This window comes from Pelomonas parva (genome assembly GCF_043555835.1).
Classification (GTDB): domain Bacteria; phylum Pseudomonadota; class Gammaproteobacteria; order Burkholderiales; family Burkholderiaceae_C; genus Pelomonas; species Pelomonas parva.
In genome coordinates this window covers 339,393-359,163 of record NZ_JBIGHV010000006.1, presented here as the reverse complement: position 1 = coordinate 359,163, position 19,771 = coordinate 339,393, and the positions used below count along the sequence as shown (strand labels likewise).

The 19,771-nt window shown below is 66.4% G+C and carries 17 protein-coding genes; 9 read left to right on the top strand and 8 right to left on the bottom strand.

Translation table 11 applies throughout. From position 1 onward, the window contains the following. The first annotated feature begins 59 nt into the window (after positions 1-59). A complete protein-coding gene (locus tag ACG00Y_RS18215) occupies positions 60-656 on the top strand; it encodes a hypothetical protein (protein ID WP_394481260.1) in 597 nt (198 codons plus the stop codon). Positions 657-660: 4 nt separating this feature from the next. Here ACG00Y_RS18215 and ACG00Y_RS18210 read toward each other — a convergent pair whose 3' ends face one another. Beyond that, on the bottom strand, positions 661-906 hold the full coding sequence (locus tag ACG00Y_RS18210) for a helix-turn-helix domain-containing protein (RefSeq protein WP_394481258.1): 246 nt from the start codon (positions 904-906) through the stop codon (positions 661-663). Between the two features lie 153 nt (positions 907-1,059). Here ACG00Y_RS18210 and ACG00Y_RS18205 point away from each other — a divergent pair, with 153 nt between their 5' ends. Further along, positions 1,060-1,653: a hypothetical protein gene (locus tag ACG00Y_RS18205; RefSeq protein ID WP_394481256.1), complete on the top strand. Its 594-nt coding sequence runs from the start codon at positions 1,060-1,062 to the stop codon at positions 1,651-1,653. Positions 1,654-1,658: 5 nt separating this feature from the next. Next, on the top strand, positions 1,659-2,150 hold the full coding sequence (locus tag ACG00Y_RS18200) for an RNA polymerase sigma factor (RefSeq protein ID WP_394481254.1): 492 nt from the start codon (positions 1,659-1,661) through the stop codon (positions 2,148-2,150). Between the two features lie 147 nt (positions 2,151-2,297). On the opposite strand, the gene ACG00Y_RS18195 is transcribed toward ACG00Y_RS18200, so the two are convergent. Further along, complete coding sequence (locus ACG00Y_RS18195) at positions 2,298-3,884, bottom strand: hypothetical protein (RefSeq protein WP_474103954.1); 1,587 nt, start codon at positions 3,882-3,884, stop codon at positions 2,298-2,300. Positions 3,885-3,901: 17 nt separating this feature from the next. Between ACG00Y_RS18195 and ACG00Y_RS18185 the strand changes: the two genes are divergently transcribed. After that, the gene (locus ACG00Y_RS18185) at positions 3,902-4,249 is read left to right on the top strand and encodes a type I restriction-modification system subunit M N-terminal domain-containing protein (protein WP_394481248.1); all 348 of its coding nucleotides are present in this window, start codon (positions 3,902-3,904) and stop codon (positions 4,247-4,249) included. Positions 4,250-5,192: 943 nt separating this feature from the next. Here the strand turns inward: ACG00Y_RS18185 and gyrB are convergent. From gyrB to dnaA, 3 genes are all read right to left on the bottom strand, one after another. Then, positions 5,193-7,742 carry a DNA topoisomerase (ATP-hydrolyzing) subunit B gene (gyrB, locus tag ACG00Y_RS18175; protein WP_394481246.1) on the bottom strand — a complete coding sequence of 850 codons (2,550 nt, stop codon included), beginning with the start codon at positions 7,740-7,742 and terminating at the stop codon, positions 5,193-5,195. Positions 7,743-7,836: 94 nt separating this feature from the next. Then, positions 7,837-8,949, bottom strand: a complete 1,113-nt coding sequence (gene dnaN, locus ACG00Y_RS18170; RefSeq protein ID WP_394481245.1) for a DNA polymerase III subunit beta — start codon at positions 8,947-8,949, stop codon at positions 7,837-7,839. A 140-nt stretch (positions 8,950-9,089) separates the two neighbouring features. After that, the gene (gene dnaA, locus ACG00Y_RS18165) at positions 9,090-10,541 is read right to left on the bottom strand and encodes a chromosomal replication initiator protein DnaA (RefSeq protein WP_394481243.1); all 1,452 of its coding nucleotides are present in this window, start codon (positions 10,539-10,541) and stop codon (positions 9,090-9,092) included. Positions 10,542-10,873: 332 nt separating this feature from the next. Here dnaA and rpmH point away from each other — a divergent pair, with 332 nt between their 5' ends. The 5 genes from rpmH (at position 10,874) to mnmE (ending at position 15,144) form a co-directional block, all read left to right on the top strand. Next, the gene (rpmH, locus tag ACG00Y_RS18160) at positions 10,874-11,008 is read left to right on the top strand and encodes a 50S ribosomal protein L34 (protein ID WP_054021782.1); all 135 of its coding nucleotides are present in this window, start codon (positions 10,874-10,876) and stop codon (positions 11,006-11,008) included. A 51-nt stretch (positions 11,009-11,059) separates the two neighbouring features. Beyond that, positions 11,060-11,545: a ribonuclease P protein component gene (locus tag ACG00Y_RS18155; RefSeq protein ID WP_394481241.1), complete on the top strand. Its 486-nt coding sequence runs from the start codon at positions 11,060-11,062 to the stop codon at positions 11,543-11,545. Between the two features lie 26 nt (positions 11,546-11,571). Then, positions 11,572-11,868, top strand: coding sequence for a membrane protein insertion efficiency factor YidD (gene yidD / locus ACG00Y_RS18150; RefSeq protein ID WP_394481336.1), 297 nt, complete (start codon positions 11,572-11,574; stop codon positions 11,866-11,868). Next, complete coding sequence (gene yidC / locus ACG00Y_RS18145; protein WP_394481239.1) at positions 11,861-13,579, top strand: membrane protein insertase YidC; 1,719 nt, start codon at positions 11,861-11,863, stop codon at positions 13,577-13,579. Before yidD ends, yidC begins: the two co-directional genes overlap by 8 nt. Positions 13,580-13,779: 200 nt before the next feature. After that, positions 13,780-15,144 carry a tRNA uridine-5-carboxymethylaminomethyl(34) synthesis GTPase MnmE gene (mnmE, locus tag ACG00Y_RS18140; RefSeq protein WP_394481237.1) on the top strand — a complete coding sequence of 455 codons (1,365 nt, stop codon included), beginning with the start codon at positions 13,780-13,782 and terminating at the stop codon, positions 15,142-15,144. Here the strand turns inward: mnmE and ACG00Y_RS18135 are convergent, their stop codons facing one another. The 3 genes from ACG00Y_RS18135 to ACG00Y_RS18125 form a co-directional block, all read right to left on the bottom strand. Beyond that, on the bottom strand, positions 15,145-16,287 hold the full coding sequence (locus tag ACG00Y_RS18135) for an alpha/beta hydrolase family protein (protein ID WP_394481235.1): 1,143 nt from the start codon (positions 16,285-16,287) through the stop codon (positions 15,145-15,147). Positions 16,288-16,355: 68 nt separating this feature from the next. Next, positions 16,356-17,618, bottom strand: coding sequence for a pectate lyase (pelA, locus tag ACG00Y_RS18130; RefSeq protein WP_394481233.1), 1,263 nt, complete (start codon positions 17,616-17,618; stop codon positions 16,356-16,358). Next, the gene (locus ACG00Y_RS18125) at positions 17,615-19,753 is read right to left on the bottom strand and encodes a hypothetical protein (RefSeq protein ID WP_394481232.1); all 2,139 of its coding nucleotides are present in this window, start codon (positions 19,751-19,753) and stop codon (positions 17,615-17,617) included. The genes pelA and ACG00Y_RS18125 overlap by 4 nt, the downstream gene beginning before the upstream one ends. Between the last annotated feature and the right edge of the window lie 18 nt (positions 19,754-19,771).

Genomic DNA, 19,771 nt, shown 5'->3' with positions numbered 1-19,771 from the left:
TAATGGATGGGCCAGCGTGCTCTTGAGGGCAAACGCTTGCGCAAACGAAGGAGGCGGCCATGGACAGGTTTTCTGAGACCAGAGATGGGGATGGCGCGGGAATCGTCTACGGATGGCGGGGTAAGTCGCTTTGCTGCAGGTACGTCCTCGCAGAGTTCAAGACCCTCGCCTTGCCCGTTCGACGGGGTGACGTCGTCGAGCATTCCCGCTGGCGCTGGGCTCTGGGTCTGTTCAAGGGGGACCAATACGAGCTGCTAGGCGCCTGGTCTGCGCAAGTGCCCGCGCTGAGCGTTGCCCATGAACTCCACGACCGCGGTATCGAGCACATCAAGGCGATTTCCGCTGACGGCGGCTTGGACTGCACGTCGACCTATCCCGATGCAGTCACCTGGTCGGCGTGTAGCGATCCTGATGCCGCAAACACCTTCGGCCCACGGCGCCGTGCCGCGCTTCAGTCGGCCACCGCGACTGCTGAACGCCTGCAGGCCAGCCTCACCCGCACGATCAAGCGCCAGGCCCCGTTCGCGGACGAGGGTGCCGCTGTTGCCTTCCTCATGCACGCCCTCGAAAACGCCGACCGTCAGCTCCACGGCCTGCCCAAGCTGAGATTCAAGACGGCCCAGCGCCGTTCTCCTGCCGTGGGGGCGCCTGCATGACCGCCTACTGCGAGTAGCGCGACTCAACACGCCCTGCGAACTCAGCGAACGACAACTCAAGTGCCGACGACAACCGATAGAGCACGCTGATCGTGGGCTGCTTCTTGCCAACCTCGATGAGCGAAATGAAGGGACGGTCCAGGTCGCAACGACCGGCAAGGTCCTCCTGCGTCAATGCAAGTTCCTGCCGGCGCGCCTTGATCTCCACGGCAAGCGCTTCGATGAGCTTCTGATTTCGGCTGGGTCGCATCGACCCGAAGTGTTTTTGCTTCGTACACTAAAGACACGTGTCTATTGACAGCAAACTGGATTTGGTTGATCGGGTGCGTACCGACTCGTCACCGACCGCAGCCGGTTGCCAACTGGCCGAAGCGAACAAGGCTTGGCCTCAAGGAGCGAATCAATGGCGTACTTCTTTTGGGAATCCACCCGCTGGTTCACAAGCGCCCTCTGCTGCCGCTACACGGTTGTGCAGTTCGGCAAGCTCCGGATTCGGATGTGGATCGACGGGGCGCCGGCCACCGCTGAATGGCACTGGGCACTCGGTCTCTTCACGGACGGCCAGTTCCAGGTGCTCGGGGCCTGGCGCGACGACGGCCCGTCAACGGCGCACCGGATCGCTGCCGACCTACATGACCGCGGGGTGGAGCGTGTCACGGTGCTCGCTGCCGAGGACAACCTGGCTACGGCGATGAAGGGGTTGGGCCCCAAGGTCTGTGAGCACACCGTGGCTGAGTTTGCCGAGTACGGCGTCGCGAGCTCACGAATGCGGCAGGCCATCCGTTGGACCGACACCGCCGCGCAGCGCCTACAGGACCGCATGTCGCGTGCCGCGAAGAAGCATGGCCCGTTTGCCGATCACGCTGCGGCGGCCGACCTCATCGCGCAGGCGTTTCAGCGAGCGGACCGGGATTTGCTGGCTGACTGCTGGAGACGCACCAAGCCAGCGCAGTTCGGCCTCGATGCCGCGCCTCGTGTCCTGGCACGAGCGGCCTGATCGCCATGTCGGCTTGGCTTGCGAAGAATTGGCAGGACGTCTTCGCGCGGGTGCGCGGCGCCCTGATGCGCCGTGGTCGCAACGCGCACGAAGCCGATGACCTGGTCCAGGAAGCCTGGGTCCGGCTGGCCTGCTACGAGCGGGACCAGCCCGTCGAGCGGCCCGAAGCCTTCCTGATGCGCACCGCGCTCAACCTGTCCGTTGACGCCCATCGCGCTCAGACGACCCGAGGTGAAGAAGTCCTCGTCGAGGATGTCGTCATCATCGACTACGCGCCCACTGCCGAGGCCACGTTGCTCGCCAAGGAGCGGCTAGAACGCTTAAGCCTCGGCGTCAGCCGCATGAGCGAGACCACGCGGAGCATCTTCCTGGCCCACCGACTCGACGGGCTGACCATCGTCGAGCTCGCACGGCTGCACGGCCTGAGCACCACGACGGTCCACAAGCACATCGCCAAGGCCACGCTGCAGCTCACGACCTGGATGGAAGGCTGGTAGCGATGGATCGCCGTCAGGCGTCCGCCGGGGCGGCGGAGCCCGAGGGGCCACCGCTCGTACCGAAAGACGTGGCCGCCGAGGCGGCCGTGTGGATCACCCGCCTGCATGGCGGTATGCGTCCGGCCAAACCACCTTGAACAGCACGCCCTATTGGCTTAGGTTGGCTGGTGTTGCTGCGGGACTGCCGAGGCTCTGCAGCAATGCCGCGGAGCGAGCATCTCTTGCTTCGGCCCGTTGCTTCAGGACCGTCTTGAGCCATGCATCGACCTTGGGCGGTCGTTGGCGCATTGCCGCGACATCGGCCAGGCGATCCCACAAGTTGGGGTTGGTGGAATCCTTGTAGCCTTGCACCAGAGCCATCAGGCTCTCTTCGTCAGCCCGACGGATTGCGCGGCGAGCCAGCGCATCAGCTGCCGGCAAGGGTGACCGCGCAACAACGTAATAGCCCATCCAGGCGTCATTGCTCCGGAGAGCGGTTAAGCGCTGCCCCCATGCCAGCACATCAGAGTCGCCCAAGCCAGCCACGATGAAGGCAAGCTCCCAGTCCTGCGCGTAATCAACCTTCAATCGACTCTTCAATATTTGCGTGGCTTCGGGTGAGGGGAACCTTGCAAACCATCGGGCCAGCTGGCGGGTTTCTTCCGGCGGTGCAGCGCGCAAGGCCTGCAGCATTCGAGGGGCTTCATGTCGAGGGGCGGCAATGATGGCTGTTCGGACGATCGTTTCGTGAAGTTGTTCGTCACTCGTGCCGGGCAGCTCAGCGAGCATGAGTGACGCCAGTTCGCCATCCCGCGTGTTCTCGACGAACTTGCCCGTTACGTGAGGATGGGCGTGCCAGTCGCCGCTTCGAATCGCCCGATCGAACAGGTAACGCGCCTCCGGTTTGGGGGCGGTGGCCATGGCAAGCAATGCACCGGACTTGATGTCTTTGTGGACGCCCTGTCCTTCGTAGAGCGCCAACAACTCCGCGAAGGTCTTCAACCGGCTGGGAGACGCGAAATGCTGCTTGATGTCCGAAACCATCTGCTTGGGATAGCGCGGATCTCGCGGGGCCGTCTTGGCCTTGAGCTCCAACGCCTGGAGTTCACGGCGTTCCGCCACAGGGTTCTTCAGCGTGGCGACGCGCGCGTAATGTCGGACGGCCGCAAGCCAGGGGCTGTCTTGCCGGGCCTCTTCATTGATACGCGTATACGGCGGAGATCCCAGGATATCGGTAGGCTTAACACCTAAGCCGAGAAAGAGCAGGTAGGTCGTTCCCAGACGGTAATCGTAGGCGTTGCAAGCCCCGCGTTGTGCACCGGGCCGGACCTCGTCGAACGAGCTCTCGGAGCTCGGGCCGTCATAGACATCGGTAACGCCTTCGAGCTTAAAGGTCGACGACGGCGGGGTTCCCTTCACCACGTCCTGCACCGTGAAGCTGACCATGGGCGGATCGTTTGGCGTGCCGTTGCCGGCATGCGCCGCAACGGCCTTGGCCAGCACGATGGTCGGGGTCATCCTGACCAACTCGTAGTTAGTGGGCGGCAGGTAGTCGGCGCTCAGCGAGCAACCTTGCGCCGATGCGTTCGCCAGCGTCAAAAGGCAAACAAGCCATCGCAAGCAGTGCCGAATAAGCATGTGTTCTGGGTGGGCGATGTTGTCGGGATTCCGGCGTTCAAGCTGGGCGGTACCTGGCGATTTCGAAGGTCGGAGCTTGACCTTTGGATCGCGACAGGAATAGCGGCAGCGGCTCATAAGAAGAATTCAACAGAATGACCGACGCCAACTTCCAGCAACTCGCAAACTTCATCTGGTCTGTCGCCGACCTACTGCGCGGTCCCTACCGCCCGCCGCAGTACGAGCGCGTCATGCTGCCATTGACGGTCCTGCGCCGCTTCGACGCGGTGCTTGCGCTGACCAAGGAAGCCGTACTCGCCCGCTACGAAGGCCTGAAAGGCAAGGACGCTGCATTGATCGACCGCGTCCTGAATGAGCTGGCCAAAGACGAGGACGGCAGACCACTGGGCTTCCACAATCACAGCGCGTTGGATTTCCAGAAGCTCAAGGGCGATGTCGCCGGCCTGCGCCAAGCGATAAACGGTGCGCTTGCCCGCCTTTAGATACGCGGAGACCTCATCGAGGGTGAAGATTTCGTCGGCTGCGTGAGCCGTCGTTTTGGTCATGCTGCGGATGATCGCAGCTTGGCCGAATCTTGCCAAGTTTAGCCAAGACTGACGCTGCTCCGGTTGAGACCCAGCATCGGAGAATCAGGCAGGCAGGCTAGCGTCAGCGGCTACCCGGTCTTGCATGACTGCTTCCTTGACCGCATCGCCAACAGCGCGTGTGATCTCCGCGTGGCTCAGGCTGACGGCCTTGGTGGTCAAAGCCGCAATGGACTTGGCGGACTTGAGGTAGCTCCCCAGTCGCATGGGCTGCAGCGCCCAGATCTAGTCGGCCGACGGCACGTGGTACTCGACCGAGTCATCAAAGCGTCTGAACAGAGCGTCATCGAGGAATACATCCCCGCGTGAGACGCTGAGCAGCGGGCCAGCTCGCCTTTGGCGCGGGCCAGCGGGAGGGCGCTATCAGCGGCACCTTCGGTGCCCAGTGTGCCGACGCGACTTGGCGGCGTCGATCAGGTCTCGCAATTCCTCAGCCAGCTTGCCATGGCCCTGCTTGGCCTCGCGCGCGGCCATCTGCATGGCCACCTAGTAGACATGGCGATCACCTCACTCCGCATAGGAACGGAGCAAGGCTTTGAGTTGATCGCCATTGGCCATGATCTCCCCAGTGTTACGCAGGTGCACTTGCACAACTGATGCACTAGGGTTTGCCTGATAGCAATAGGCAGGTTGAGCGGCCTGACGGCGGCTCACGAAGGGCGCCCCTCGCAGTGCCCCCAGTCATGAGCTGCATGAGTGGCCGCCCGCATCGGGTCAGAGCCGGCGACGTGGTCATTTCCCACCCGCCGGGGCGGCCAGTCGCATCAACTAGCGCCCGTCAGTCGCAGAACTGTGGCGCGCGTCGCAATTAACTTGGCGCCCTACGACGTCACCCGACAATTTAGACGTCGATGTTCCCAGCTCGTAGCGCGTTGGCCTCAATAAATTCCCTGCGCGGCTCCACCTCGTCGCCCATCAGCATCGTGAAGACCTTGTCCGCCTCGATGGCGTCGTCGATCTGCACGCGCAGCAGGCGGCGGACGTTGGGGTCCATGGTCGTTTCCCAGAGCTGCTCGGGGTTCATCTCGCCCAGGCCCTTGTAGCGCTGGCGGCCGACGGCACCTTCGGCCTGCGTCATCAGCCAGGCCATCGCGGCGCGGAAGTCGTCGACCTTGGCTTCCTTGGCCTTCTCGCCCTCGCCCTTGCGCACGATGGCGCCGGCCTGGATGAGGCCCTGGAAGCTGAGGCCGGCGTCTGCAAGCACTTCGTAGTCGGCGCCGTGCACGAAGTCGGCGTGAATGACGCTGGCGCGCACGTTGCCGTGGTGGGTGCGGGCGATCTTCAGGAAGAACTTGTCGGTGCGCGGGTCGGTCTCCACCGTGACCAGCGCGTCGTGCAGCAGACCCTTCAGGCTGGCGGCGCTGGCGTCGGCATCCTCGCGGGTGTCGAGCTTGAGCGCCAGGCCGTTGGCGAGGATGTGCAGCGCCTCGATGTCCATCCAGTTGGACAGGCGGCCGATGACGGACTGCGCAGCCACGTACTTGCGCGCCAGCGTGTCAAGAGTGTCGCCCTTGAGCGTGTTGCCGGTGCCCGTGTCGAGGCTCGCATCCTGCAGCGCGACCTTGAGCAGGAAGGCGTCCAGCTCGGGCGCGTCCTTCAGGTACTGCTCGTGCTTGCCGACCTTGACCTTGTACAGCGGCGGCTGCGCGATGTAGATGTGGCCGCGCTCGCACAGCTCGGGCATCTGGCGGTAGAAGAAGGTGAGCAGCAGCGTGCGGATGTGGGCACCGTCCACGTCCGCGTCGGTCATGATGATGATGCGGTGGTAGCGGAGCTTGTCGGGGTTGAAGTCGTCGCCACCGGCGCCGCGGCCGATGCCGGTGCCGAGCGCGGTGATCAGCGTGAGGATTTCATTGCTGGTCAGCAGCTTCTCGTAGCGGGCCTTCTCGACGTTCAGGATCTTGCCGCGCAGCGGCAGGATGGCCTGGAACTTCCGGTCGCGGCCCTGCTTGGCGGAGCCGCCGGCGGAGTCGCCCTCGACGATGTAGATCTCGCACAGCGCCGGGTCTTTTTCCTGGCAGTCGGCCAGCTTGCCGGGCAGGCCCAGGCCGTCGAGCACGCCCTTGCGGCGCGTCATCTCACGGGCCTTGCGGGCGGCCTCGCGGGCACGGGCGGCATCGAGGATCTTGCCGCAGATGATCTTGGCGTCGAGCGGGTTCTCGAGCAGGTAGTCGGTCAGCAGGCGGGAGACGATGTCTTCCACCGGGCCGCGCACTTCCGACGAGACGAGCTTGTCTTTCGTCTGCGAGCTGAACTTGGGCTCGGGCACCTTCACGGACACGACGCAGGCCAGGCCTTCGCGCATGTCGTCACCGGCCACCTCGACCTTGGCCTTCTTGGCCAGCTCGTTGTCGTCGATGTACTTGTTGATGACGCGGGTCATCGCGGCGCGCAGGCCGGTCAGGTGGGTGCCGCCGTCGCGCTGCGGGATGTTGTTGGTGAAGCAGAGGACGTTCTCGTTGAAGCCGTCGTTCCACTGCATCGCCACTTCGACGCCGATGTTGGTCTGCTGGTCGCTGAGCTTGTCGCCCTGGGCGTGGAAGATGTTGGGGTGCAGCGTCGTCTTGCCCTTGTTGATGAACTCGACGAAGCCCTTCACGCCACCGGCATAGGCGAAGTTGTCTTCCTTGTTGTTGCGTTCGTCGACGAGGCGGATCTTGACGCCGTTATTCAGGAACGAGAGTTCGCGCAGGCGCTTGGCGAGGATGTCGTAGTGGAAGTCGTTGTTCTGCTGGAAGATTTCCGTGTCCGGCAGAAAGTGGACTTCGGTGCCGCGCTTGTCGGTCTCGCCGATGATCTTCATCGGCCGGGTCTCGAAGCCGTTGACCATGACGCTTTCGCCGTCCTGCGGCACACCCTTGGCGAACTCGATGAAGTGGACCTTGCCGTTCTGGCGCACGGTCAGGCGCAGGAACTTGGAGAGGCCGTTCACGCAGCTCACGCCCACGCCGTGCAGGCCGCCGGAGACCTTGTACGAGTTCTGGTTGAACTTGCCGCCGGCGTGCAGCTCGGTCAACGCGATCTCGGCGGCAGAGCGCTTGGGCTCGTGCTTGTCGTCCATCTTGACGCCGGTGGGGATGCCGCGGCCGTTGTCGATGACGGAGATGGAGTTGTCGGTGTGGATGGTGACGACGATGTCGTCGCAGTGGCCGGCCAGCGCCTCGTCGATGGAGTTGTCGACCACTTCGAAGACGAGGTGGTGCAAGCCGGTGCCGTCCGACGTGTCGCCGATGTACATGCCGGGGCGCTTGCGCACCGCTTCCAGGCCTTCCAGGATCTGGATGGAGTTGGCGTCGTACACGGCGCCCGACTTGGCCTCGGCCGCGGCGGCGGCCTGCTGGTTGGCGTTCAGGCCATCGGGGTGGTCGGCGCTGCTGGAAACATCACTCATCGGGAACTCTCTCTCACTCGCGGGCAACAAACTCATCGCCCTTTAAAAGCACTGAAGCGGGCCGAAGCCCGCTGTGTCCAAGTCAGGTGCTGACTCAGATCCGCATCGGCATCACGACGTACTTGAAGCCGGTGGTGTCGGGGATGGTCAACAGCGCGCTCGATGCGCTGTCGTTGAGGTCGATACAGACCATGTCCTGGCTCATGTTGGCCAGGGCATCCATCAGGTAGGTGACGTTGAAGCCGGTCTCGATCTTGTCGCCTTCGTAGTCGATCTCGATCTCTTCCTTGGCCTCTTCCTGCTCGGCGTTGCTGGACGCAATGGACAGCAGGCCCGGCTCGAAGGACAGGCGCACAGCCTTGAACTTCTCGCTGGTCAGGATGGCGGCGCGCTGCAGGCTGGACAGCAGCGTGGTGCGGCCCAGTGTCAGGCGGAACTTGTGGTTCTTGGGGATGACGCGGTTGTAGTCGGGGAACTTGCCCTCGACGAGCTTGGTCACGAACTCCATGCCGCTGAACGAGAACTTGGCCTGGTTGCCGGCGAAGCGCATCTCGATGGCGTCGTCGTCCTTGCCGTCCTTGAGCAGGCGCTGCAGTTCCAGCACGGTCTTGCGCGGCAGGATGACTTCCTGCTTGGGGATGTCGGTGTCCAGCTCGGCCTGGGCCAGCGCCAGGCGGTGGCCGTCGGTGGCGACCAGCGTCAGGTTCTTGCCCTCGGCGACGAACAGGATGCCGTTCAGGTAGTAGCGGATGTCGTGCACCGCCATTGCGAAGTGCACCTGGTTGATCAGGCCCTTCAGCGCCTTCTGCGGCACGCTGAACGCGGGGCCGAAGTCGGCGGCTTCCTGCACCAGCGGGAAGTCATCGGATGGCAGCGTCTGCAGCGTGAAGCGGCTCTTGCCGCCCTGCAGCGTCATCTTGTTGGCGTTGCTGGTCAGGCTGACGACCTGGTCGGCCGGCATGGAGCGCAGGATGTCGATCAGCTTGCGCGCGCCGACGGTGGTCTGCAGGTTGCCGGCGTCGCCGTCGAACTGCACCGTGGTGCGCACCTGGATCTCGAGGTCGCTCGTCGTCAGCTCCACCTGGTTGCCGGTCTTGCGGATCAACACATTGGCCAGGATGGGCAGCGTGTGGCGCCGCTCGACGATGCCGGCCACTGCTTGCAGCGCGCCGAGCACCTGATCCTGGGGAGCTTTCAAAACGATCATGAGGACCTCTTGGGGGGAGAGATTTCAGCTGGGTCGCAGACCCAAAAACGCGCGCGCGCGTAAAGCTGCGATTGTCGCCCGGAAACGGTGCCCTGCCGGCCGGGCGGGGCGTGCGGGTCAACCCGAAGCGGCGATCCGCTTCAACCCTTCAACGTCTGCTCCAGCACGTGCAACTGCTGGTTCAGCTCGGTGTTCTTCTGGCGCTCGCCGCCGATCTTGCGCACCGCGTGCAGCACCGTCGTGTGGTCGCGCCCACCGAACAGCTCGCCGATCTCGGGCAGGCTCTTCTGCGTCATCTCCTTGGCCAGGTACATCGCGATCTGGCGCGGCCGGGCGATGCTGGCGGGGCGCTTCTTGGAGTACATGTCGGCGATCTTGATCTTGTAGAAGTCGGCCACCGTCTTCTGGATGTTCTCCACACCGATCTGGCGGTTCTGGATGGAGAGCAGATCCTTCAGCGCCTCGCGGGCCAGCGCGATGCTGATCTCCTTGTGCGAGAACTTGGCATAGGCCAGCACCTTGCGCAACGCGCCTTCCAGCTCGCGCACGTTGGCGCGCACGTTCTTGGCGACGAAGAAGGCCACGTCTTCGGGCATGGGCGTGCCTTCGGCCTCGGCCTTCTTGATCAGGATGGCAACGCGCATTTCCAGCTCGGGCGGCTCGATGGCCACCGTCAGGCCGGCGTCGAAGCGGGAGGTCAGGCGCTCGTCGATGTCCACCAGCCCCTTGGGGTAGGTGTCCGACGTCATGATGATGTGGGCCTTCTTGGCCAGCAGCGCCTCGAAGGCGTTGAAGAACTCCTCCTGCGTGCGGTCCTTGCCGGCGAAGAACTGCACGTCATCGATCAGCAGCAGGTCCAGCGAGTGGTACTTGGCCTTCAACTCGTCGAAGGTCTTGCGCTGGTAGTTCTTGACGACGTCGGAGATGAACTGCTCGGCGTGCAGATACAGCACGCGGGCGTCGGGGCGGTCCTTCAGCAGCGCGTTGCCGACCGCATGGACCAGGTGGGTCTTGCCCAGGCCGACGCCGCCGTAGATGAACAGCGGGTTGTAGGTGATGCCAGGCGCGCCGGCCACGTGCAGCGCCGCGGTGCGTGCCATCTGGTTGGCGCGGCCGGGCACCAGCGTGTCGAACGTGAGCTGCGGGTTGATGCGGTGCTTGCTGGCGGCCGGGCCCTGCGAGGGCAGCATGATGGTGGACGGCGCGCTGGCCGGCTTGACCGACGCGCCGGGCTCGGCCGACAGGGCCGCCTGCAGCGACGGCGCCGAGGCGGGCAGGGCGATGGGCGCGGCCGAGGGCTCGCGCGCGGACAGCGACAGCTCCAGCCGCGTCGGGCGGCCGGCGAGTTCGGTCAGGATGGCTTCGATGCGGGTCGCGTACTGGCGGCGGATCCAGTCGCGCTTGAAGTGGTTGGGCACCTTGAGGGTGGCCACCAGCGCGCTGGCTGCGTCGTGGGCGACAGCGCCCTCACCGGCGACGGTGGCAGGCGGCAGCGGGCGAATCCAGGTGTTGAACTGCTGCTCCGGCAGCTCCGTGGCCAAACGCTCGCAGCCACGCCGCCAGAGGTCCGTTGCCCATTCCGCCGAATTCATGCCCGTTGCCTGCATTGCCCGTTCTTGCATCCCATCCGCCCCGTCTTCTGCCGCATCTTGTTCTGGGCTCATTGTGGAAAACTTGTCTTCGAGCGGCCGGATTGTACGGACGCGGCGCCCTCTGAAGAGCGGGTTATCCACAGAATTTCGAGGGGGGTCAATCCCTGGCAAACCCGGCTTGAGACTGGCCACTTATTGACCGGGTCGGCGGCTTCTGCTGTAATGCCGGGTTTTCGCGCACTGCGATTCATTCGCCGTGCGCTTTTCTTGTCGGGCACCAACCGCTGTGCCCGGACCGAACCGAACAAACAAACCCTCCGAAGAGGTTCCCCATGAAGCGTACTTATCAAGCCTCCAAGACCCGCCGCGCCCGCACCCATGGCTTCCTCGTGCGCATGAAGACGCGTGGCGGTCGTGCCGTCATCGCCGCTCGCCGCGCCAAGGGCCGCAAGCGTCTGGCCGTCTAAGGCCTTGTCGCACATGGCGGCGCTCCCGCGCCGCCCGCTCCCGGGCTCTAGATGATCGGTCGAATCCAGCGCCCGGTGGATTTCGAGCGGGTGCTCGCCCGCCCGAGCCGCACACGCAGCGCCCACTTCGCGTTGCACCATCTCTCGGCCAACCTCGCGCCCAGCGCCTGGGTCGCGGCGCAGTTGCGCACAGGTGAGGCCGAGTTATCAACAGGCGAATCACAGCCTGTGCACAAACCTGTGGAACACGATCCGCCTGAGGTGCCGCAAGGCTGCTGGCTGGGCATGGTCGTGCCCAAGCGGCATGCGAAGCGTTCGGTGACCCGCGCCCTCTTGAAGCGCCAGATCCGCGCCGCATTTGCCGAACGCCCCGGCATGCCGCCGGGCCTGTGGGTCGTCCGCTTGCGTTCACCGTTTGACCGCCAGAAGTTCCCCAGCGCCGCCTCCGACGCGCTGCGCCAGGCCGCGCGCGTCGAGCTGGCGCAGCTGCTGGACCGCGCACTGCAATCCAAGCCCAAGACCGAGGCGGCCAAGTGAAGCCGAACTGGCCTGCCCGCGCGCTGATGGCCGCCGTGCGTGGCTATCGCCTCCTGCTCAGCCCCTGGCTGGGCAATGCCTGCCGCTTCGAGCCGACCTGCTCGCGCTACTCGCTTGAAGCGCTGGAGAAACATGGCGCGCTCGCCGGCAGCTACCTGACCGTGCACCGCGTCCTGCGCTGCGCTCCGTGGTGCGACGGCGGGCACGACCCCGTGCCTGACTGCGTGCTTGACAATGCGCCGCGGCTGTTTTCGCGGCTCATCTCGCCCTCCCTGGCGCGCAGCTGCGCGTCCTCTTCCTCGTCCGAGTCTCCCAATGACTGATATTCGCCGCACCGTGCTGTGGGTGGTGTTCACCATGTCCCTCGTCCTGCTCTGGGACGGCTGGCAGAAGCACAACGGGCACCCCTCGATGTTCAGCCCCACGCCGCCCAAGGCGGTGTCGACGGCGCCTGGCACACCCGCCTCAAGCGGCGTGCCTTCGGCCACCGCCGCCGTCGCTGGCCAGGCGCCCGCCCCGGTCAGCGCCCCGGTGGCGGCGCCGTCCGAGAAGGTCGTCATCCGCACTGACGTGCTGACGGTCACGGTGGACACGCTGGGCGGCGACATCGTCCGCGCCGAGCTGCCCAAGTACCTGACGTCTCCCGATCCGACGGTCACCGACCAGCTGCTGCAGATGGTGGGCCTGCAGAAGAAGCCCGAGTTCGAACCCCAGCCGGTCGTGCTCTTCAACGCTGGCCAGCAATACCGCGCCCAGACCGGCCTCGTCGGCGGCGCCGGCCCGCTGCCGACGCACAACACGCCGATGACGGCCGTGGCAGGCCCGCGCGAGCTGGCAGCCGGCCAGGATGAAGTGCAGCTGCGCCTGGAGTCCGCCGAGGTGGGCGGTGTCAAGCTCGTCAAGACCTTCACGTTCAAGCGCGGCGCCTACACGGTGGGCGTCACGCACGAGGTCATCAACGCCGGCGCTGCCGCCGTCACGCCGCAGGTCTACCTGCAGCTGGTGCGCGACGGCAGCACGGTCACCGGCGGCGCGGCCTTCACGCCCAGCTTCACCGGCCCGGCCATCTACAACGACAAGGCCAAGTTCAAGACGATCACCTTCGAGGACATCGACAAGAACAAGGTCGACATCGAGAAGCAGGCGGATGACGGCTGGGTGTCGATGATCCAGCACTATTTCGCCAGCGCCTGGCTCGTCACCGAGCCAGGCAAGCGCGAGTTCTTCGTGCACAAGCGCGCCGGCCAGGCCGGTGTGCAGGGCGACACCTATGCCACCGGCATGGTCTTCACGCTGCCGACGCTCGCGCCGGGCGCCAGCACAACGCAAAAGGCCACGCTGTTCGCCGGCCCGCAGGAGGAAAACAACCTCGCCAAGCTCGCCCCGGGCCTGGAGCGCGTCAAGGACTACGGCATGCTGACCATCCTGGCCGAGCCGCTGTTCTGGCTGCTGGACAAGCTGCACGGCTTCATCGGCAACTGGGGCTGGACCATCGTCGCGCTGGTGCTGCTGCTGAAGATCGCGCTGTACGGCCTGAACGCCAGCGCCTACAAGTCGATGGCGCGCATGAAGGCCGTCGCGCCGCGCATCAGCGAGATGAAGGAGCGCCTGAAGGACAAGCCGCAGGAAATGCAGCAGGAGATGATGAAGATCTACCGCGAGGAGAAGATCAACCCCATCGGCGGTTGCCTGCCCATCTTCTTGCAGATGCCCATTTTCATGGCGCTGTACTGGGTGCTGCTGTCCACCGTCGAGATGCGCCAGGCGCCGTGGACGCTGTGGATCACCGACCTGTCGGTGCGCGACCCCTACTTCATCCTGCCGCTGCTGATGATGCTGACCAGCCTGTTCCAGGTCTGGCTCAACCCACCGGCTGCTGACCCGATGCAGCAGAAGATGATGTGGATCATGCCCGTGGCCTTCGGCGTCATGTTCTTCGTCTTCCCGGCCGGCCTGGTGCTGTACTGGCTGACGAACAACATCCTGTCCATCGCCCAGCAGTGGATGATTAACAGACAGCTCGGCGTGAACTGACGCACGTGAATCTGCACAGCCCCCGCGAGCGGGGGCTTTTTTGCGCCTGCTGATCGCAGTTCAATGGCGTCGCGGGGCAGAGAACAACGGTCGGAACCCGGGCTCACGAGAGCGCCTCAACTGACCTCCCCCGCGCCAATTCGTTTGCAAACAGCCACCCTCGGGTGGCTGTTTGCTTTGTGCCGCCGACAATTGCAGCCATGCTCGCCCGCCACGCTGACCCCATCGCCGCCATCGCCACCGCCCCGGGGCGCGGCGCCGTCGGCATCGTGCGCGTGTCGTCGCCGCAAGACCTGGCCCCGCTCATCGAAGCCGTCTGCGGCCGGGCGCTGAAGGCACGCGAGGCGACCTACCTGCCGTTCCGCGACTCGGCCGGCGCATCGATAGATCAAGGCCTGGCGCTGCACTTCCCGGCGCCACATTCCTACACCGGCGAGCATGTGCTGGAGCTGCAGGCCCATGGCGGCGCGGTCGTCATGCAGCTGCTGCTGGCGCGGGTCATCGAGGCGGGCGGCACGGTTCGGCTGGCCGAGCCTGGCGAGTTCACGCAGCGCGCTTTCCTCAACGGCAAGCTCGACCTGGCGCAAGCCGAGGCGGTGGCCGACCTCATCGACGCCAGCACCGAAGCCGCCGCGCGCAGCGCCAGCCGGGCGCTGGGCGGCGCGCTGTCGCATGAGGTGGGCCAGCTGCGTGACCAGCTTATCCAGCTGCGCATGCTGGTCGAGGCGACGCTGGACTTCCCCGAGGAGGAGATCGACTTCCTGGAGAAGGCCGATGCCTTCGGGCGGCTGGACCGCCTGACGGTACAACTGGGCGCAGTGCAGGCCCGCACGCGCCAGGGCGCGCTGCTGCGCGACGGGCTCAAGGTCGTGCTCGCCGGCCAGCCCAACGTGGGCAAGAGTTCGCTGCTGAACGCGCTGGCCGGCGCCGAGCTGGCCATCGTCACGCCCATCCCAGGCACGACACGCGACAAGGTCAGCCAGACCATCCAGATCGAAGGCGTGCCGCTGCACATCACCGACACGGCCGGCCTGCGCGACGCGACAGCCGACGAGGTGGAGCGCATCGGTGTGTCGCGGTCGTGGGATGCGATTGCGGATGCCGATGTCGTGCTGTTCCTGCACGACCTGGGTCGTGTCGGTCAGGCCGATTACGAGGCCGAGGACGAGCGCATCCGCGCGCGGCTGGCCGGCGTGGACGCGGGCCGCATCGTGCAGGTTTTCAACAAGGCCGATCTGGCCACGGCACCCGAAGGCGAGATCGCGCTGAGTTTGAAGACTGGCGCCGGCCTCGAAGCGCTGCGGCAGCGCCTGCTGCAGACGGCCGGCTGGCAGTCCGTGCCGGAAGGCCTCTTCATTGCCCGGGAGCGCCATGTGCAGGCACTGGCCCGCACGGCCGATCACCTGGCACTGGCGCGCGAAGTCGCCTCTCAGCGCGACGCGGCGCTGGATCTTCTGGCTGAAGAGCTGCGCCTGGCCCACGACGCGTTGGGTGAGATCACCGGTGCGTTCTCGGCGGATGAGCTGCTGGGCGTGATCTTCAGCAGCTTCTGCATCGGCAAGTGACTATCGCCCGGCGCTGGTGAACGCCATCTTCCCCTTGCTGCCTCCGCTGACCTGGGTGCTGGCCACCAGCTTGGCGCGCGCCTCGGCATTGCCGCGCAGGACGGCGTCAAAGAAGGCTAGCTCCCAGCTGTAGGCCTCTCGCTCGGCAGCGGGCGAGAGCAGATGGCCCTCACTTGGCAGTTCGACCGCCCAGGCGGGACCGCCGAGGCGGCGCACGCCGGCGCGGACGGCGTCGGGGGCGACGCTCTTGTCCTGGTCCGCATACACCGCGAAGAACGGTGCCTTGACGGCGGCCAGGCCCTCGAACTCGCGGCCCAGGTGCCAGGCATCGGTCGCGAACGGCCAGACGCCGAAGCTGGTGCCCATGAAGGGCACGAGGCCGAAGCCGGCCTTGATGCGCGGGTCGCGAGGGTTGTGCGCCGGGTGCTTGGGGTCGACGCCGCCGAGCAGGGCCAGCACCGTCATGCCACCAGCGCTGGAGCCCGAGGCGCCGATGCGGTCGCGGTCGATGGCGGGGCCGAGGACCGGGTCCTTCAGCACGTGGTCCAGCGCGGCGCGCACGCCCGCCTGGCGCAGCGCGACGGACTCGTGATAGCCCGGCGCGCGGCCGTCGCCGTGGAAGAGGTTGACGACGATGTAGCCATGCGAGGCCAGCCCCTTCAGATGGCCGAGGTGCCACAGACCGTGCGTGTTGTAGCCGCCGGAGTAGACGATGAGCGGGTACCTGGCGGCAGGGTCGGCCAGCAGCGGCTTGTCGGTCGGACCCTGCATGTGCGGCACGAGCGCGTCGCCGGTGTCCTTGTACGGAAAGGCGTAGTCGGGCCGCGCGTTGCTGGCGGGCGTCGGGTAGAGGATGTGCAGCACCAGCGGCTGCGGCTTGCCGGCAATGGCCCCGGCGCCGGGCTGGCTGGCGGGAACGATGATCTGCAGCTGCGGCACGGCCTGCGGGTGGGTCAGGATGGCGGACAGGTAGGCGCCGTCCTTGCTGCCGTTGAGGTAGTCAATCAACGGCCTGCTGGTGGGCGGCGTGACCTGCAGGTTGGTCGAGCCGACAGCATGTGGGCCGGGCGCGAAAGCGCCGATCTCGGCGGCCTGTGCGGATGCAGCAAGGCACAGGCTCAGCAGCAGCGATAGATAGCGCATGTCATCGGGCGGGCAGGCTTGGGGTGGCGCAATGTCGCCGAAATGCCCGCCGATGACAACGGTGTCAGCTAGGGGTTTTCGGCCTTCCAGCGCGGGTAGGCGTCCAGCGCCTTCTGCGGCCAGGTGCCCCACCATGTGTAGCCATTGCGGCGGCCCTTGGAGATCTCGTTGACGTCGTCGTGGATGGTCTTGGGCCAGTCGCCAAAGATGGGGCGGCCGGTGGGCACGTCATACAGGCGTGACCACAGCGGACCGGCGCCGGGCTGGGGGATGAGCTTGCGGCCGTCGGGGGTCATCGTGAAGACGTGGTCGCGCAGCGCATGGGTTTGCAGCCAGGCGACGCCGCTCTCGATGGCCGCCTTCATCGCGGGTGTGGGGCGCGGCTGCTGCATCAGGAACAGCAGCACGGCGGCGCTCTCGGCGCTGGCGAGGCTGCGCGGCTCGTAGTTGCGCGCGGAGATGGGCGCCAGCGTAACGGCGTCGATCTGCTGCGGCCAGGCGGTCGGGCGGCCGTCCACCTTCACCTGGGCGGCGAGGAGCAGGTCCACCGCGCGGGCCGCTGCAGAGCGGGCCTGACGGCGCAGCGGCTCGGGAACGAACGCGAACTCGGGCGTTGCCTTGGCCACGTCCTGCAACAGCCGTGCGGCCTCGCTAACCGCGTCGTCGTTGAAGGTGATGCCGTCGTGGAAGCCGCCTTCCAGCGGGTAGTTCTGCGGCCAGCCGCCGTTGGGGTACTGGGCCATCAGCAGGTAGCCGATGCCCTTCAGGATGGCGGCCTGATAGGCCTCACCCGGGCGCTGCTGGTTCACGCGCGCCAGGAAGCGGATCTCGCTGTGCGTGGCGTCGTTGTCCAGCGTGCCGACGAAGGTCCAGTAGCGGTCGCGTGGCTCGTCGAAGCTGCCGGTGCCGACGGTCATCGTCTCGGCGTTGTTCGAGTAGCGCTGGCCAGGCAGGCGCGGCGGCTTGCTGCGGTCCTGGTTCTTGCTCCAGCCGCCGCTGGGCGTCTGGAAGCTGAGGATGGTGTCGGCGATTGCCTTCGCCTCGGCCGAGGCATACCAGGCTGCCTCGCGCTCCAGCGGCGCGTTCATCTTGCCGGCGGTGGGCGGTGGCGGCACGGTGTCGCCGGCCTTGAGCTCGCGGGCGAGCGTGGCGCGGTCGAAGGCCATCTGGCGGTCGGAGCGGTCGAGATAGGCCCGCCACGCGGGGCGCTGCGCGGCAGGCAGTTCGGCGAGCCGCGCGGGGCTCATCTCGGGCGCAGGCGTGTTGTGGCCAATGACAGCGGCGAGCAGGGCGCCCGGTGCGAAGGCGAGGGCGAGCAGCAGGCGCTTCATGGCAGCGGCAGCAGGCCTTCGGCGCGCACGTTCCAGGCGCCGTCTTTCGGGAAGCCGGGCGTCAGGCCTTTCGGTGCACCGTCCCAGCCGCCGGCCATCAGGCCCATCGCCATCAGGTAGGCGGCATTGGTGGGCAGGTAGGCCACGGCGCCCTCGGGGTCGCGCGGGCGGCGGCTGTAGCCGCTGGGCATGAAGCGGGCGGCGGCGGCGGTTTTGCCGAGGATGGCGACGGCCCGCTCGGGTTCGCCCAGCCGCGCTGCCGTCAGCGCGCCCTGGCCCATCTGCCAGCTGACCCAGCCGCCGTCGTCGCCGCGCTGCGCGTGCACGGCGTGGAAGGTGCGGCGCGCGGTCTCGATGTCGATCTTGGGCGTGGCCGGCAGATAGCCCAGCGCCAGCAGCATGGACGACGGCGCGCCGCGCTTGCCCGGGCCGAACAGGTCGCGGATGCCTTCGATCTCCAGGTAGCGGCCGTCCTGCTGCGGCAGCGGGGCGAGGTGCTTGATGACGTCGGCCCACTTTGGCTCGGGCGCCAGGCCCAGCCGCTGGCGCCACTGCTGCGCGACCTGCAGGCCCCAGTACCAGAAGGCCACCTCGAAGGTCGGGTTGCGCACCAGTTCCACCGACGTGCTCTCGCTGACGTTCTTCAGCGGCGGGCCCAGGTGGTAGACGCCGGTGGCCGGGTCGCGGTGGGCGAACGACGCCAGGAACTTCGCCGACTCGGCCACCAGGTCGCCATAGCGAGCCAGCGTCTCCTTCGTCGGCTTGGCGCGGTAGACCAGCTCGGCCAGGTAGATGGGGTTGGGCTGGTTCCAGATGATGTAGGGGTTGATGCCGCCGGGCGTCGGGCGGCCGTCCAGGCCGGACATCTTGGGCCAGCGCACGCCGTCGAAGCCTTCCGATTTGGCCTGCGCGATGCCTTTGGGCAGCTGACCCAGATACCAGGCCAGGCCCTTCTCCAGCAGGTCGACATGGCCCCATTGGTAGAACTGCGCAGCGTGGAAGACGTAGACCTCGGAGTTGTGCTTGCCGAACCAGCTCAGGTGCTGCAGGCCGGTCTCGGCGGGCGGGAAGCTGCCGGCGTAGTTGACGCGCATCAGGTAGAGCGACTGGATGGTGCGGCGCTCGATCTCCTTGGCGCGCGGGTCGGTGGCGGCGCCGAGGTCGACCATGCCGCCCTTGGTCCAGTAGTTCGCCCACGCTTGCTTGGACGACGCCAGCGTGCTGGCGACGGTTTCGTTAGGCGCCGGGTGCTCGGCGTCGGCAAAGGCGGCCGTGAAGGCAATCGTGTCGCCGCTGGTGGCACGCAGCCGGTAGTCGTGCGGCGCGGCGAGCTGGGGCGTGGAGGCGCTGACCAGCTCGGCCGGCGTGCTCCAGCGAAGCTCGGTGTCGTAGCGCGTGCCATCCGCCTCGCGGGCGATGCGCGCATGGCCGGGCGCGACCTGCGTCAGCGAGCTGCGGTGGCGTTCGGGCTGCTCCCAGATGAAGGGCGGCTTGTGCGCGACGGCCGTGCGGTACGCATACGGGAAGCGCACGCGCACCTGCAGCTCACCGCTGGCGATCAGCGGTGAGCGCGCCTGCACGGCCAGCACGGCGGCGCTGCCGTGGGCGGCGGTCGTCACCTCCAGCGGCTGGCCGCGCACGGTCAGGCGGCTGGTGACGATGCCGTTCCAGAGGTCCAGCGTCTGGTTGATGCCGGCGATGTCCTCGCTGCGCAACACCTCGCCGTGCAGCGTGAACTGGAACTGGCCCAGCGGCATGGGCTGCGGGTTCTCGCGGTAGTAGCGGCCGGCAGGCGTGTTCTGGTGGATGGGGTAGAGGATCTGCCGGCCATGGAAGGGCACCGGCGCCAGCGTGTCCTCGAAGCGCAGGTTCTCGGGGTTGGGAAAGCTGTGCCAGCTCCAGGTGTTGCGCGTCTCCAGCGGCAGGCCGTTGTCGTAGTAGATGCGCTCCAGGCTCTGCAGGCCGGTCACGTCCACGGTCACTGCAAAGTCGCCGTTACCGACGGTCAGCGCGGACTCGGGGTTGAGGCCGGTGTTGCGCACCTGGTGGCGCGCGACGACGGCGGCGCGGTCGATGGGTTGGGCGGACGCGGGCAGTGTCAAGCACACGGCCAGCAGGAAAAGAAACTGCTTCAAAACGGCGACCTCGGTGGG

Excerpts from the sequence above, each read along its gene's own strand:
- ACG00Y_RS18215 (WP_394481260.1), top strand. The coding sequence starts at position 60 with ATGGACAGGTTTTCTGAGACCAGAGATGGGGATGGCGCGGGAATCGTC.
- ACG00Y_RS18210 (WP_394481258.1), bottom strand. The coding sequence starts at position 906 with ATGCGACCCAGCCGAAATCAGAAGCTCATCGAAGCGCTTGCCGTGGAG.
- ACG00Y_RS18205 (WP_394481256.1), top strand. The coding sequence starts at position 1,060 with ATGGCGTACTTCTTTTGGGAATCCACCCGCTGGTTCACAAGCGCCCTC.
- ACG00Y_RS18200 (WP_394481254.1), top strand. The coding sequence starts at position 1,659 with ATGTCGGCTTGGCTTGCGAAGAATTGGCAGGACGTCTTCGCGCGGGTG.
- ACG00Y_RS18195 (WP_474103954.1), bottom strand. The coding sequence starts at position 3,884 with ATGAGCCGCTGCCGCTATTCCTGTCGCGATCCAAAGGTCAAGCTCCGA.
- ACG00Y_RS18185 (WP_394481248.1), top strand. The coding sequence starts at position 3,902 with ATGACCGACGCCAACTTCCAGCAACTCGCAAACTTCATCTGGTCTGTC.
- gyrB (WP_394481246.1), bottom strand. The coding sequence starts at position 7,742 with ATGAGTGATGTTTCCAGCAGCGCCGACCACCCCGATGGCCTGAACGCC.
- dnaN (WP_394481245.1), bottom strand. The coding sequence starts at position 8,949 with ATGATCGTTTTGAAAGCTCCCCAGGATCAGGTGCTCGGCGCGCTGCAA.
- dnaA (WP_394481243.1), bottom strand. The coding sequence starts at position 10,541 with ATGAATTCGGCGGAATGGGCAACGGACCTCTGGCGGCGTGGCTGCGAG.
- rpmH (WP_054021782.1), top strand. The coding sequence starts at position 10,874 with ATGAAGCGTACTTATCAAGCCTCCAAGACCCGCCGCGCCCGCACCCAT.
- ACG00Y_RS18155 (WP_394481241.1), top strand. The coding sequence starts at position 11,060 with ATGATCGGTCGAATCCAGCGCCCGGTGGATTTCGAGCGGGTGCTCGCC.
- yidD (WP_394481336.1), top strand. The coding sequence starts at position 11,572 with ATGGCCGCCGTGCGTGGCTATCGCCTCCTGCTCAGCCCCTGGCTGGGC.
- yidC (WP_394481239.1), top strand. The coding sequence starts at position 11,861 with ATGACTGATATTCGCCGCACCGTGCTGTGGGTGGTGTTCACCATGTCC.
- mnmE (WP_394481237.1), top strand. The coding sequence starts at position 13,780 with ATGCTCGCCCGCCACGCTGACCCCATCGCCGCCATCGCCACCGCCCCG.
- ACG00Y_RS18135 (WP_394481235.1), bottom strand. The coding sequence starts at position 16,287 with ATGCGCTATCTATCGCTGCTGCTGAGCCTGTGCCTTGCTGCATCCGCA.
- pelA (WP_394481233.1), bottom strand. The coding sequence starts at position 17,618 with ATGAAGCGCCTGCTGCTCGCCCTCGCCTTCGCACCGGGCGCCCTGCTC.